The sequence below is a fragment of the Marinobacter fuscus genome (genome assembly GCF_003007675.1).
GTDB lineage: Bacteria > Pseudomonadota > Gammaproteobacteria > Pseudomonadales > Oleiphilaceae > Marinobacter > Marinobacter fuscus.
The window spans coordinates 141,355-154,175 of sequence record NZ_PXNP01000076.1; the positions used below are offsets into that span (position 1 = coordinate 141,355).

13 protein-coding genes are annotated in these 12,821 nt (G+C 58.0%); 10 read left to right on the plus strand and 3 right to left on the minus strand.

The features are described 5' to 3' along the window. The first annotated feature begins 191 nt into the window (after positions 1 to 191). The gene (locus tag C7H09_RS10180; RefSeq protein WP_106762408.1) at positions 192 to 1,724 is read left to right on the plus strand and encodes a cryptochrome/photolyase family protein; all 1,533 of its coding nucleotides are present in this window, start codon (positions 192 to 194) and stop codon (positions 1,722 to 1,724) included. 91 nt (positions 1,725 to 1,815) lie between these two features. Next, complete coding sequence (locus C7H09_RS19885) at positions 1,816 to 3,087, plus strand: transporter substrate-binding domain-containing protein (RefSeq protein ID WP_106762409.1); 1,272 nt, start codon at positions 1,816 to 1,818, stop codon at positions 3,085 to 3,087. On the opposite strand, the gene C7H09_RS10190 is transcribed toward C7H09_RS19885, so the two are convergent. After that, on the minus strand, positions 3,084 to 4,772 hold the full coding sequence (locus C7H09_RS10190; protein WP_106762410.1) for an HAD family hydrolase: 1,689 nt from the start codon (positions 4,770 to 4,772) through the stop codon (positions 3,084 to 3,086). The genes C7H09_RS19885 and C7H09_RS10190 overlap by 4 nt on opposite strands. 67 nt (positions 4,773 to 4,839) lie before the next feature. On the opposite strand from C7H09_RS10190, the gene C7H09_RS10195 reads away from it, so the two are divergent. The 6 genes from C7H09_RS10195 to C7H09_RS10220 all read left to right on the plus strand — a co-directional run bounded on the left by C7H09_RS10195 (position 4,840) and on the right by C7H09_RS10220 (position 9,827). Next, on the plus strand, positions 4,840 to 4,980 hold the full coding sequence (locus C7H09_RS10195) for a DUF2256 domain-containing protein (protein ID WP_106762411.1): 141 nt from the start codon (positions 4,840 to 4,842) through the stop codon (positions 4,978 to 4,980). After that, a complete protein-coding gene (locus C7H09_RS10200) occupies positions 4,980 to 5,153 on the plus strand; it encodes a deoxyribodipyrimidine photo-lyase (protein ID WP_106762412.1) in 174 nt (57 codons plus the stop codon). Before C7H09_RS10195 ends, C7H09_RS10200 begins: the two co-directional genes overlap by 1 nt. Continuing rightward, the gene (locus C7H09_RS19760; RefSeq protein ID WP_133166223.1) at positions 5,137 to 5,454 is read left to right on the plus strand and encodes a hypothetical protein; all 318 of its coding nucleotides are present in this window, start codon (positions 5,137 to 5,139) and stop codon (positions 5,452 to 5,454) included. The genes C7H09_RS10200 and C7H09_RS19760 overlap by 17 nt, the downstream gene beginning before the upstream one ends. A gap of 321 nt (positions 5,455 to 5,775) precedes the next feature. Next, complete coding sequence (locus C7H09_RS10210) at positions 5,776 to 6,894, plus strand: helix-turn-helix domain-containing protein (RefSeq protein WP_106762414.1); 1,119 nt, start codon at positions 5,776 to 5,778, stop codon at positions 6,892 to 6,894. Between the two features lie 160 nt (positions 6,895 to 7,054). After that, on the plus strand, positions 7,055 to 8,557 hold the full coding sequence (locus tag C7H09_RS10215; RefSeq protein ID WP_240616554.1) for a parallel beta-helix domain-containing protein: 1,503 nt from the start codon (positions 7,055 to 7,057) through the stop codon (positions 8,555 to 8,557). Positions 8,558 to 8,621: 64 nt separating this feature from the next. Beyond that, positions 8,622 to 9,827 carry an SO2930 family diheme c-type cytochrome gene (locus tag C7H09_RS10220; protein WP_106762416.1) on the plus strand — a complete coding sequence of 402 codons (1,206 nt, stop codon included), beginning with the start codon at positions 8,622 to 8,624 and terminating at the stop codon, positions 9,825 to 9,827. Here the strand turns inward: C7H09_RS10220 and C7H09_RS10225 are convergent. After that, a complete protein-coding gene (locus C7H09_RS10225; RefSeq protein WP_206074307.1) occupies positions 9,787 to 10,482 on the minus strand; it encodes an MFS transporter in 696 nt (231 codons plus the stop codon). The two genes, C7H09_RS10220 and C7H09_RS10225, sit on opposite strands and share 41 nt — an antisense overlap. Positions 10,483 to 10,613: 131 nt before the next feature. On the opposite strand from C7H09_RS10225, the gene cadR reads away from it, so the two are divergent. After that, positions 10,614 to 11,084 (plus strand): Cd(II)/Pb(II)-responsive transcriptional regulator, encoded by a 471-nt coding sequence (cadR, locus tag C7H09_RS10230; protein ID WP_106762417.1) that lies wholly within the window; start codon positions 10,614 to 10,616, stop codon positions 11,082 to 11,084. 124 nt (positions 11,085 to 11,208) lie between these two features. After that, on the plus strand, positions 11,209 to 11,859 hold the full coding sequence (locus C7H09_RS10235; RefSeq protein WP_106762418.1) for a cation efflux transmembrane domain-containing protein: 651 nt from the start codon (positions 11,209 to 11,211) through the stop codon (positions 11,857 to 11,859). Here C7H09_RS10235 and C7H09_RS10240 read toward each other — a convergent pair whose 3' ends face one another. Further along, positions 11,860 to 12,777 (minus strand): AEC family transporter, encoded by a 918-nt coding sequence (locus C7H09_RS10240; RefSeq protein WP_106762419.1) that lies wholly within the window; start codon positions 12,775 to 12,777, stop codon positions 11,860 to 11,862. Between the last annotated feature and the right edge of the window lie 44 nt (positions 12,778 to 12,821).

The following is a 12,821-nucleotide window of genomic DNA, read 5'->3' on the forward strand; positions in this document are numbered from 1 at the left end:
CTCGACTATCAAAGAATTCGGTAACCCGGAAAGCGGCCATTATGCCCCATGGCGCTGGGTTATCAGTTGATGCGGGTCATCGCCACGCACGCTGTAGTGTTCAAGTGTACCAGCATAACCACTGAACCACCCTTGCGCCCATGGCGTATTCTGCCTACCTCTAAAGGAACATTTCACACGGAGCCTGCGCCATGGCCAACCTCATCCTGATCCTCGGGGATCAACTGACCACCCGGCTCTCGGCACTGGAAAACGCCGACAAGAACAACGACCTGGTAGTAATGGCGGAAGTCAAAGAAGAAGCCAGTTACACCAACCACCACAAGAAAAAATTGGTATTCATTTTCAGCGCCATGCGCCACTTCGCCCAGGCACTGACCGGGCAAGGCTGGCGGGTGCACTACCAGGAATATCAGCCGGACAACGAAGCAACCTCCCTCGGCCAGGTACTCACGCAACGGGTAAAAGAACATCAACCGGCGCGGATAATCGCCACCGAATGCGGCGAGTGGCGCCTGCACCAGCAAATGAGCCAGTGGCAAGACACGTTAAAGGTTCCGGTAGAGATTCGGCCGGACACCCGCTTTGTCTGCAGCAAACCCGAGTTCGCCGACTGGGCGCAAGGCCGCAAACAATTGCGCATGGAGTTTTTCTATCGCGAGATGCGCAAGAAAACCGGCCTGCTGATGAGCCCGGACAACGAGCCCGAGGGCGGCAACTGGAACTACGATGCCGACAACCGCAAGAAGTGGTCCGGCAAGCCGCCAGCACCGGCGCCGTTCCGGATGGAACCGGACGACATCACCCGGGATGTCATCAAACTGGTCGAACGCCACTTTTCAGACCACTTCGGCAGCACCGAAGATTTCCACTTTGCCGTAACCGAACAGCAGGCCTGGCAGGCCCTGGAGCACTTCATTGACTACGCCCTGCCCTGTTTCGGTGATTATCAGGATGCCCTGTCCGATACCGAAGACTGGCTGTTTCATTCCATTCTGTCGCCCTACCTGAACACCGGCCTGCTGGACCCATTGGATGTGTGCGAAGCGGCCGCCCGGGCCTGGCATTCCGGGCAAGCACCGCTGAACGCCGTGGAAGGGTTTATTCGCCAGATCATCGGCTGGCGCGAATTCGTGCGCGGCATCTATTGGCTGCTGATGCCGGACTATGCCGACGAAAACCGGCTGGGCAACACCCGCAAACTGCCCTGGTTCTACTGGACGGGCGACACCCGCATGCGCTGCATGCACAAAGCCATCGATGCCACCCGGCGCAACGGCTACGCCCACCATATTCAACGGCTGATGGTTACTGGCAACTTCGCGCTGCTTACCGGCATCGAGCCAAAAGAAATTTGCGACTGGTATCTGGCGGTGTACATCGACGCCTTCGACTGGGTGGAACTGCCCAACACACTGGGCATGGTGATGCACGCCGACGGAGGCTATCTGGGCTCCAAACCCTATGCCGCCAGCGGCAAATACATTCAAAGAATGTCGGATCACTGCCAGAACTGCCACTACCGGGTTCAGGATGCCACCGGCGATAAGGCCTGCCCGTTCAACAGCCTGTACTGGCACTTTCTTGACCGCCACCGCAAGGCGTTCGCCAGCAACCCCCGCATGGCCATGATGTACCGGAACTGGGATCGCCAGGCAAGCGACAAGAAGCAGGCGCTGATCGCCCGTGCAGAGTGGCTGCTGGATAACCTGGACAGCCTCTAAACCTGTGTGTCCAAAGCGAATTGCAGAAAACACCGCCTAACACTGCTATGCTTTTCCAGTTGCGACAAACCCTTCGTTGCTGGAGACCTCCATGAAATTTCGGGCCCTGATTATCGGGATACTACTCATCGCCGCTTCAGGCACTGCGCGGGCCCACCATGAGATCATCAGCCTTTACACCTTTTCCGCCCCCCCATATCAACACAGCGAAGCCAACATCCCCGTGGTGATTGGCGAGACCACCACCACAGTCCGATGCGCCATGGAGCGTGCCGGTTTTCAGAGTAAAATAAGCCTGATGCCGCAGAGTCGCGCCAGATATTCGCTGGAACGCAACCTGGTTGACGGCTATTTTGCGGTCGAGTCGTCGCCAGTAATGGACGCAATGGCAGAACCCACTCATCCGGTGGCACTTGAGGAATGGTACTGGTTCTACACCGCCTCCTCGTTGCCCGCTCCGGAACAGGTCAGAATTGGTGTCGTCAGAGGCAGTAACGAAGCTCTATGGATGGAAGGCCATGGTCTGAAACCTTTTATCAGCGTGGCCAGCGCAGAACAGTTGCCAGCGCTGCTTGAGCGCAGACGTATTGACCTGGCGCTGATGGATCAGCGCGCCATGGCAGATCTACAGGAGCCCGGGGAAAAAGAATCTGTACGATTGAATTCCAGTTTCGTTCGCTATGCGCCCTTGCACCTTTACGTTAATCGCCCCTTTACTGATCTACACCCGGAATTTTTAACCCGCTTCAACGATGAACTGGCCCACTGCTCGGCCCCCAACGTAGCGCTTTCAGAACAGGAAACCGCCCGAATACAGTCAGTGGCCAAGGCCCTGGCAAAGGATCTTTCAGCAACCCTCAACCTGGAAAATGCCATCGCCCAGGGCCCCGAGTCGGGCAACCTCACCAGTATTCTCAATAAGGATATGCTCTGGCAGGTTCTGGCCCCTCACCACCCGACACCACTGGCCGACGAAATCCTGCAGTTACCGGCATCCCGTACGCTGGCCAGGTGGCAATCAGAACAGGCTTCTCTGGTAACAGAAGTCCTGCTGACCAACGAATCCGGCGCTATGGTGGCCATGAGCCAGCTATCATCCGACTACTGGCAAGGGGATGAAAACAAGTTCAAAAACCTCGTAATGGAAACCGAACACGGACCCAAAAGCCGAACGTCCATGCTGATTTCACCGGTCGACTACGACCCCTCCACGGGCCGTTACCAACTGACCGTGAGCTTCCCGGTTCCTCTTGCCGAGCCAAACAACGGCCTGCTTGGTGTGCTGATTTTTGGCCTGGATATAGAGCAGGCATTGAAGGACGAAACGATACCGATGCCGCCTGAGCGCCGAATCGAACCCTAAGGCGGCCCGATTTCACAGGCCAGTACCAGCGCCCAGAACTCGGAAAAATCATTCACCACCACATCCGGCTTGTCCGGGTGCTTATGGGTGCCCGGGAAGATCCGGTTCAGCCAGGGCAGATCCCACTGGGCGCCGTTAAAGAAGACCGCCGTCATGCCCGCGCGTTTTGCCGCAATAATATCCGTGGTGGAATCCCCTACGTACCAGACACTGGGGTCCGGCGGGTAATCCAGTTTCTGCACCGCCAGCAGCAATTGGTCGGGATGGGGCTTGCGCAGCGGCGTGTCGTCACCGCACACGTCCACATTGAACAGGCTCGTCCAGCCAACCTCTTCCACCGCCGCCAGTTCATGCTCGAAGAATTCCCGGTCCCGGTTGGTTATCACCCCTACCTGTATGCCCAAGCGGCGCAGGCCTTCCAGCATCTCCCGCACCCGGGGCTCAAACGCCTTCACCGTACCGTAGTGGTTGCGATAGTGATGATTGAAGGCTTTGTGGGCGATTTGTTTCGCCTCCTGATCTTCTCCGAACAGCACCTCGAAAATATCGGTGCGTGAGATCTTCCGGTCTGCCTTCACTTTCGGGTGCAGCTTGGCAAACTCCCGCACATAGGCCACCAGGCGGGCGTCTTCCGGCGTTTTGCTGTCCTCCGGCGCCACCATACGGCTCATCAGGCCCAGGTGATGGAAGTCCGGCAGCATGTCATCCACCGCGTGGTACATGGCGTCTAGCGTATCCACCAGAGTCGCGTGCCAGTCAAACAAAATCACCGCGGGCCGGATCAGCCGCACCACCGCCGGATGCCAATCGGGCTCGATGCGGGGCTCCGGGCGCTCGGGCGGTGGGAAAGGTGCTGGCCGTACGCTGGCCAGCGACGCACTGAAGACATCCGGCTGCCGGGCCTGCAATTCCACCAGCAAGTCCATCAAGGCTTCAAAACTGTCGACCACCGCCGCAGGCCCATCCCGCCGGGTAAACCAGCTGGCAATGCGCTCAGGATCCCAGCAGGCCCCGTTGTAAAAAATACCGGCCACACCCGCCCGGTGGGCGGTCAGCATGTCGATGTAGCTATCCCCCACGTACCAGGCGTGTTGATTCGCCGGGAGTCCCAGCTTTTCCAACGCCTTCAGGATCACCTGGGGATCGGGCTTGTATTCGGTTACGTCGTCGGCGCAGACGGTCGCATCAAACAGGTCGAGCCAACGGCCGTTGTCCAGAATCTGCAGTTCTTTGTCGAGAAACTCCCGGTTGCGGTTGGTGGATACCGCCAGCTTGATGCCCGCAGCCTTCAGGGCCGACAGATACTCACGGGCACCGGGCTGAAACGGCTTCACCTTCCCGAAATACTTGCGATAAGCCTGGTTGTAGGCATGGTGGGCAATGCGTTTGGCGGGGACATTGTCGCCAAAGATGGCGTTGAAGATATCGGTACGAGATACCCGGCGCTCGGCGAGAATGCGCGGGTGCAGGCGCCGATAGATGCGGATGTAGCGCACCAGCCGGGCATCGTCTTCGGTACGGCAGGCGTCTTCGGGCAGAAGCTGCTCCACCAGCCCCAACTCTTCGAGTTGTGGCAGCATATCCTCCATGGCACTGAACATGGCATCATGGGTATCCACCAGGGTGCCGTGCCAGTCGAACACCATCACTTTAGGTGGCAGAACACGCTGTTCAGGTCGAAACATGAAAACCTCTGCAAAGTCAGCTGCGTATATCTACAGAAATCTCTTTGATTAAAGCCAGAATACGTCAATGCACAAGAAAAGCCACTTACCCAATAAAACCTGCCCGGTGTGCCAGCGCCCGTTCAACTGGCGGAAAAAATGGGCCAGAGACTGGGATCAGGTAAAGTACTGCAGCGAGCGCTGCCGGCGCCAGCGAGGGCACCACTAATGGCGATTGTCGTCTGGTTCAAACGGGATTTGCGAGTGGCAGATCACGGGCCTTTGCTGGCGGCTGCCCGCAGCGGGCAGCCGGTTATTCCGCTGTATGTGGTCGAACCGGGATACTGGCAACAGCCGGACACCTCGCAACGGCAATGGGCGTTCGTTGAAATTACGGGATAGGGATACCTGGGGCTCACACTGGCACCGCCTTATCCAAGACCCGGACATTGAGGATGCTCCAAAATCCCTGTCGGCTCCGGATACGTCCGGGTGGCCGGAGCAGATTCCGCAACCGCCGAAGTTGAACCCTGACGCCTGCCCGAACCGGCAGGCGGGCGGCAGTGACCGGGCAGACGCCCTGCTGAACTCATTTCTGGAACGCCGCTGCGTGGGCTATCAGTACAATATGTCGTCGCCGCTCACCGCCCACCGGGCCTATTCCCGACTGAGCCCCACCTGGCCTGGGGTACCATCAGCCTGAAAACCGTGTACCAGCATTCCAAACAGGCGGGTGAACACCACAACACCCTGCCCAGAAAGAAGAAATCAGCCGCAACGTACAGAACATCGCCGAACTCAGCAGTCTGTCCGCCGAGGATATGGCTGCCAGCCTGAAGGAAGTCGAAGCACTTCGGAAACTGGCTGAAGAGTTGTCCGGGGCGATGAGTGCGTTCAAGCTCTGAGTTGATCAAGCGGGTGTAGGGTTGCCGCCTCGCCTGGCTAACCGGTCGATGTTCTGCCCTGGAAAACTCCTTTATACTGGGCTCACGATAAAAAAAAAGAGTCTTTGCAAAGGTTCTCCATGCTCACGCTCACCGGCTTTGGCCTGGGATGCCTGGCATCCCTGTTCATGATTTCCTGGCGGGATCTTAGGCACTTGCTGGTTGGAAAGCTGTTTCTGCTGATCATTGTGGCAGCTTCCGCCTATCTGACCGATCCGCTCGTTCCGTCTGGCTGGCGCTGGATCACCTCGGATCTGCAAACGGCACTGCCACTGCTGTTCTGGCTGATGTGCCAGCTAATCTTCGCGCCTCGCCCGAAACTGCTCAGCCCCTGGGGGGCGATGGCACTTTACAGTTTTCTGGCACCGGCTCTGTCCCGGCCGTTTATTGAATCCGGAGTCTGGACAGGCTGGGCGGTCTATCTAGGCTGGAATCTGGGGCAATGGTTCGAATACATTGTCGTGTTACATGGCGTTGCCCATGTTATCCGCCATTGGCGGGATGACCTGGTTGAAACCCGACGCACGGCCCGTCTTGCGCTGCTGTTGATTCTCGGTAGTGCCGTGGGTGTTGCAACGATCAGCCTGAATTTCGGGATCTATCACGATGCGTCCCGGGGCCTCATTGTGAGCCTTGCATCGCTGGCAATTCTGTTTTGCATCGCAACCGCCCGGCCAGGCTTGCTGGAATTATCCGCCATTGCAATGCCGGAGGGCCCGCCGGCTCAACCGGGAAGTTTCGAATCCCACAGCCAGGTTCCGGCACCCGCAGCAGCTCAACAAGCCAGGCTTTCGTCAACTCCGACAGAAGACAATGATGCCCGACAACTGCAGTCCCTGATGCAAGACGGTTTCTTTCGACAGGAAAAGCTCACCCTTGCCAAACTGGCCGATGCCCTGAAGATTCCGGAATATCGGGTTCGCAAAGTGATCAACCAGACACTGGGCTATCGCAACTTTAATGATTACATCAACCAACTACGCATCGCCGAGGCAAGGGATCGCCTGGTTCAAACGCCCGAAGAGCCCATCCTGAACATTTCTCTGGACGTGGGCTACCGAACGCTAAGCTCGTTTAACCGGGCGTTCCGGGACTGCACAGGCACCACGCCCACCGCCTTCAGGGAGCAGAAACTGGCAAACCGGAGCTGTGCAAATAATGAAATTTCACTTTTTAACCAGCCACGAAGTCCAACATAGATGAACGCGCAACACCTTGATAAAAAGCATTTTTCATAATTTGCACAGTGGTTGAACGCTTCTGCACAACGCTTCCATTGGCCTGCACTGACCCCTGACTCCTATTGTGGTAGTGCCTGATCAGCAACAGGCACCTATAACAACAATGGAGAACGTTCAAATGACTGCAGACCAAGGCAAGCGCCAGAGCGCTGGCGTGATTGGATTGACCCTGGCACTCGCCCTGACCGGCTGCGGGGGCTCAGATAATGACAACAACGATTCTGCTTCTCAAAATCCTGCCTTCCCTGATGATGCCATCATGCTGCCTGCCGACGACCTGACACGGGCCGCCAAGGAAGCCTTTATCACCGCGGAATCCGGCGACGTGATCGTGTTCCCCGAAGGCCGCTTCCAGATCAGTGACACCCTGACCTTTGACGGCGACTCTGCCGGAACCGGAACACCAATCTCCAATATCACCATTCTCGGCTACGGCAAAGACAAAACCATTCTCGACTTCAGCCAATCCACCGGCGGTGACGGACTGTTCGTACAGAATGGCCAGGGTATCGAGATTCGGAATCTCGGCGTTTACGAAGCCGCCAACAACGCCATCAAGCTGATCAATACCGACGGCATTGTTCTGGATTCTGTTGCCACGGTCTGGGAAGGTGAACTGAACAAGGACAACGGCGCCTACGGCCTGTACCCGGTTCAGAGCAAGAACATTCTGATCCAGAACTCCTATGTGCGGGGCTCAGCCGATGCCGGTATCTATGTTGGCCAGGCAGAGAACATTGTGGTTCGCCGCAACATAGCGGTTGAAAACGTGGCCGGTATCGAGGTGGAAAACTCCATTAACGCCGATGTGTATGACAACGAAGCCAGAGGAAATACCGGTGGCATTCTGGTCTTCGACCTGCCTATCGGCCAGGGCTACTACGGCTCCAACGTCCGGGTGTTCGATAACCAGGTCACCGATAACAACACCGATAACTTTGCCAACGCCAGTGAGTTCGCCGCAGGTGTTCATATCGTGCCTCCCGGCACCGGCATCATTGTGCTCTCAACCCCGGATGTGGAAATCTACAACAACACCATCACCAACCACGACACCTTATCCGTCGCCATCACCAGCTACCTGCTGGCCGATGATACCCTGCTGACCACAGGTGCCGCGGAATATGCCCCGGTTGTTGCAGACGGCTGGACTCCGGTGCCAAGAAACATTCAGCTTCGCGACAACGACATCTCAGAATCCGGTGCCAGCCCAAGGGGCAAACTGATTGAAGACATCATTGCGGGGTACACCGCGTTTCACGGCGGGCTTCCGGCCGTACTCTACGACGGTATTGGTGAGCTAATGGCCAATTCGGGCATGGCAGCGGCCCTGCTCGGCGCACCATTTGGCGACGGCGAACGCATCTGCGCTTCGAGTAATGGCGGTGTCAGCTACGGCCAGGTGTATGGTACCGACCCGACTGACCCGGCCAACGGTTTGCAAAACACGCCATCAGCCCCTGAAGCAACCCTGAAGTTTGAAGCAACGCAAACCGGGCTTCTCGCCTGCAGCACACCGCCAACTCGGCTGGCGCCAGCCAAAGCCACCATCAACGGCAAAGCGTACGGCTGCGCAAGCAATGAGACTGGCGATCCAAGTGCCGCGTCCTGCGCCCTCTGACCCATTCCTCAGCATTAACCCACACACCCTCTGCAACACGGGGTGTGTGGGCGGAGAGAGTTTCATGACAACAATAAAACGAAGCGTTATTTTCTCCAGCTTGCTGGCTCTTGCAGCCTGCGGCGGAGGCAGTGGCAGCAACGATACCGCCACACCACCAACCCAGCCCGAGTCGGCGTGCGCCAATAGCAGCGGTGTTATCAACGCCGCAGCACTTGCCAGTGAAAACTGCGAAGCGTTATCTGACTATCGACTATTCCAGAACCCGAGCGACCCCACCCGCAACCCGAATGGTGGCGGCATCCCCTACGACCTGAACACGCCCCTGTTCAGTGATTACACCAGCAAATACCGTTTTGTCTTCGTTCCCGAAGGCACCAAGGCGGCCTATTCAGAGCAAGAGAGTTTCGACTTTCCCGTCGGCACAGTGATCACCAAAACCTTTGCCATGCCTGCCGACACCGCCTTCCGGGGCATCGACAATGAAACCAAGCTCGAAACCCGGCTATTGATTCGCCGGCAAGCGGGCTGGGCCGCCCTGCCCTATATCTGGAACGATGAAGGCACCGAAGCCACTCTGGCCATTGCCGGAGACAGCCTGCGGCAAACCGTGATCCATAACGGCAAGCAACTGGGCCCCTTCACCTACAGCGTGCCGGATATGAACCAGTGCAAGCAGTGCCATCAGCTCAAAGCAGATTCCAACAGCTCCGTCAGCCGGTTTGAGCCCATTGGCCCCAAAGCCAGACACCTCAACGGCAACTTCGACTACGGTACAGAAGGCACGCAGAACCAGCTGATGTTCTGGCAGCAAGCGGGCATTCTGGAGGGGCTTCCGGCCGACCTATCGACGGTCGACAAGGTGCCGGTGTATCAGGACAGCGACCTGCAAAGCCTGGGCAGCAAAACCGAGGCGGAGATACAGGCCCTGGCGAAAGGTTATCTGGACAGCAACTGTGCCCATTGCCATCGCCCGGAGGGCGGCGCCAGCAATACCGGCCTGAACCTGGAATACTGGCGGGACTTCGAAACTGCAAAATTCGCCCACGGTGTGTGTAAGAAGCCGGTTGCCTACGGCGGCGGCAGCCTGAGTTTCGACATCAAACCCGGCGACGCTGAAAACTCGATTTTGCATTTCCGAATGCAAGCCACCAACCCGGGCGACCGGATGCCGGAAATCGCCCGTTCTCTGACCCACGAGGAAGGTGTCGCCCTGGTGGCGAAGTGGATCAATAACCTGACCGGAGACTGCACCAACTCTCAACCCTGAGCGCCATTGCGCCTCGGCCAACCCCGAACCGGGCAATCAAACTGCCGGTGAAAAAGGATGGCGCATACATACCCAGAACATGCCACTGCATGATAAACGCCACGTCGGACATGGCGTAGCCCGCGCTTCGCATGGCCAGCGGAGTGGCCGTCATCACCAGCACCATAATGCCGTAACCGATGGCACCCGACACCAGGGCAACCAGAAACGCGGCCAGCACGCCTCCGGCCAGCACAAACGATATGGCCCGGCTGCGAAAGGCCGGGCTGGCCACATCTACCGCGGCAAACCGGTAATACATGGCGAACCCCTGGTACAGCCCCAACAATGCACTGCCCGCACAGAATAACCAAAAGGATTCCACCGCTACCGCCCAGAAACTCAGCGCACCACCGGCTACGCCACCGAACACTGCACCGGTAACAAACCCGGCACGTCGACCGACCCGCTTCATGAACAGCGAAGCTGGCAGAGTGGACACCACGGTTCCAATCATCATGATGGCAATGGGCAAAGTGGCCAGGCTGGAGTCCGGGCTCAGGCGCTGGCCGATCACACCGCTGAGGGTCATCACGGTGATCGCGGTAATCATAAACATTACCTGACTGACAACCAGGTTGGCGACGTTGCGTTTTTCCAGACGGTAGGGGTTCAAAGCATGGCTCCGGGGCTTACGAGCGGTGAAAACAATTCACTCACAGGTGTTGCCAGTGTGGCGGGACATCGGCGAGGCTATAAGGTAATCGCTGGCGAATAACAGCAGGTAGATAATAGCAGGAACGGGACATGAAAATCGGCGCACTTTCCCGACAGGCAGAAGTCCCTGTCGAAACCATCCGCTACTACGAGAAGATCGGACTGATGCCGCCCCCTGAGCGCGGTGAGAACGGTTATCGCAGTTATCGTCAGGATCACCTGGATCGTCTGCTGTTCATCCGGCGCTGCCGGAATCTGGATATGGCGCAAGACGAGATCCGCGAGTTGATCCGGCTGGCGGAAAACCCCACCGCCGATTGCTCGGAAGTGGATGCCCTGCTGGAACGCCACCTGCACCACGTGCGCGCCAGGCTCCGAGAACTGGCCAGCCTGGAAGGTATATTGGTCAATCTGCAACGGGCCTGCGCCACTCCGGGCACCATACAGGAGTGCGGCATCCTTGGTGGCCTGTCAGCGGAAATAGGCCGGGTTGCAAACGCCCAGTCACCGTCAGCAGAGCACAACCATGTACCCGGCACCCATGGCAACGGGAACACCTGATGGCCATTGATAACCCGTTCGCCTTCTCGCTCGCGCCCGATGAATTCGAAAAAATCGGCACAAGCCTTGACCCTGTAGCAACTACAGGGTTTTAAATAGAAACAAAGATTCATTGGAGGTTTCTATGGCTTGTTCCTGTTCGGCTCCCGAACCCAAATTTCCTGCCCCGGGCTTTCGCAAAGCTCTGTGGATTGCCCTTTGGGTCAACCTGGCGATGTTTCTGGTGGAAGGGGTCGCCAGTATCCAGTCCGGATCGGTTTCACTGATGGCCGATGCCATCGACTTCTTCGGAGACAGTGCCAACTACGTGCTGTCGCTCAGTGTGCTCAGTATGGGCATGCTCTGGCGCGGCCGGGCGGCGATGGTCAAGGGGCTGACCATGACGGTTTTCGGGTTTATCGTCTGGGGCCGGGCGCTCTGGGTGATGCAGAGCGGAGTGGCACCGGAACCGCTGACCATGGGCGCCATTGGGATGCTGGCGCTGGTCGCTAACGTTGTGGTGGCGGTAATTCTGTTCCAGTTCCGCGAGGGGGATTCCGATATGCGCTCGGTCTGGCTATGCAGCCGCAACGACGCCATTGGCAACCTGGCAGTTATGGGTGCCGCTCTCGGTGTATTCGGTACCGGCAGTGCCTGGCCGGACCTGATCGTCGCGGCCATTATGGGCACTCTCGCCATTACCGCCGGCATCAGTGTGGTGCGGCACGCCCGGGTCGATATCGACGGGGCCAGAGCTTCAGCCGCCCAACCCGCCGAGGTGCCCTGCAATAACTGATCAGAACACCCAGGCGACCATCAGCGGAATGTACAGCAGCGCAAAGAAGGTGCTCAGCAACGTGGTGCCTGCTGCCTGTTTCGGAGAGGCATCCAGCAGAGTGGCAATCACCACGGTATTCGCGGCGATGGGGACAATGGAAATCAGGAAAATGGCCCGATGCACCGCCGGGCCGTAAATGCCCAGTACCTGGCTGTCCAGCCACCAGAACCCCAGCGCAAACAGCGGCCAGACAACAAACTTGCCGAAAAACGCCAGGCCGGTAAACCGGAGATTACCCGCCAGCCCCCTCAGGCTGACAATCCCCATTCCGATAATCATCATGCCCAGCACACTGTAAGCACCCCGCAAGTTATCGAACAGGGGCTCGAAGACCTCCGGGATTGAGGCACCAGACAGGTTCAACGCCACCGCCAGCAAAAATGCATACACCGACGGCAGCCGCGCCACCCGCACCAGGGCATCACCGATGCTGTATTTGCCCCGGGCCGCCAGATAGAAGCCTACGGAGTTCTCGAACAGTGTGGTGCCCAGCATACAGACGATATAAAGCGCCAGGCCCTGCTCCCCGAACAGCAACAAAGCCACCGGTATCCCAAAATACCCCGTGTTCCCCGTGCCCACAGACAAGGGAATCACGGTGGCACTGCCATCGGACAACCAGCGGCGGGCAATCGGCATATGCAGCAGGGCGATGACGGTACAAAACCCGAATACCAACAATGGCAGCAGAATCACTTCGGTACTCAGGGGCGCAGCCATCACCCCGGAAAACACTACCGAGGGCGTCATGATGTAGAGCATGATGCCCGCAATGTGCTTGCCACTGGCCTCCAGAAAACGCCCCGCCAGCCAGCCCAGCAGCACCGTGACATACAGGGGCAAAAGCTTGAGCAACAGAGCCAGGGCTGCAGACATGGGGTCTCCGGTTTCGGGGCTGAAGATACGTCGGGCGGGCAGTC

Bases quoted from the DNA above. Each gene is read 5' to 3' on its own strand.
- C7H09_RS10215 (WP_240616554.1), top strand. From the start codon at position 7,055: ATGACTGCAGACCAAGGCAAGCGCCAGAGCGCTGGCGTGATTGGATTG.
- C7H09_RS10210 (WP_106762414.1), top strand. From the start codon at position 5,776: ATGCTCACGCTCACCGGCTTTGGCCTGGGATGCCTGGCATCCCTGTTC.
- C7H09_RS10195 (WP_106762411.1), top strand. From the start codon at position 4,840: ATGCACAAGAAAAGCCACTTACCCAATAAAACCTGCCCGGTGTGCCAG.
- C7H09_RS10220 (WP_106762416.1), top strand. From the start codon at position 8,622: ATGACAACAATAAAACGAAGCGTTATTTTCTCCAGCTTGCTGGCTCTT.
- C7H09_RS10190 (WP_106762410.1), bottom strand. From the start codon at position 4,772: ATGTTTCGACCTGAACAGCGTGTTCTGCCACCTAAAGTGATGGTGTTC.
- cadR (WP_106762417.1), top strand. From the start codon at position 10,614: ATGAAAATCGGCGCACTTTCCCGACAGGCAGAAGTCCCTGTCGAAACC.
- C7H09_RS10200 (WP_106762412.1), top strand. From the start codon at position 4,980: ATGGCGATTGTCGTCTGGTTCAAACGGGATTTGCGAGTGGCAGATCAC.
- C7H09_RS10240 (WP_106762419.1), bottom strand. From the start codon at position 12,777: ATGTCTGCAGCCCTGGCTCTGTTGCTCAAGCTTTTGCCCCTGTATGTC.
- C7H09_RS10180 (WP_106762408.1), top strand. From the start codon at position 192: ATGGCCAACCTCATCCTGATCCTCGGGGATCAACTGACCACCCGGCTC.
- C7H09_RS10235 (WP_106762418.1), top strand. From the start codon at position 11,209: ATGGCTTGTTCCTGTTCGGCTCCCGAACCCAAATTTCCTGCCCCGGGC.
- C7H09_RS19885 (WP_106762409.1), top strand. From the start codon at position 1,816: ATGAAATTTCGGGCCCTGATTATCGGGATACTACTCATCGCCGCTTCA.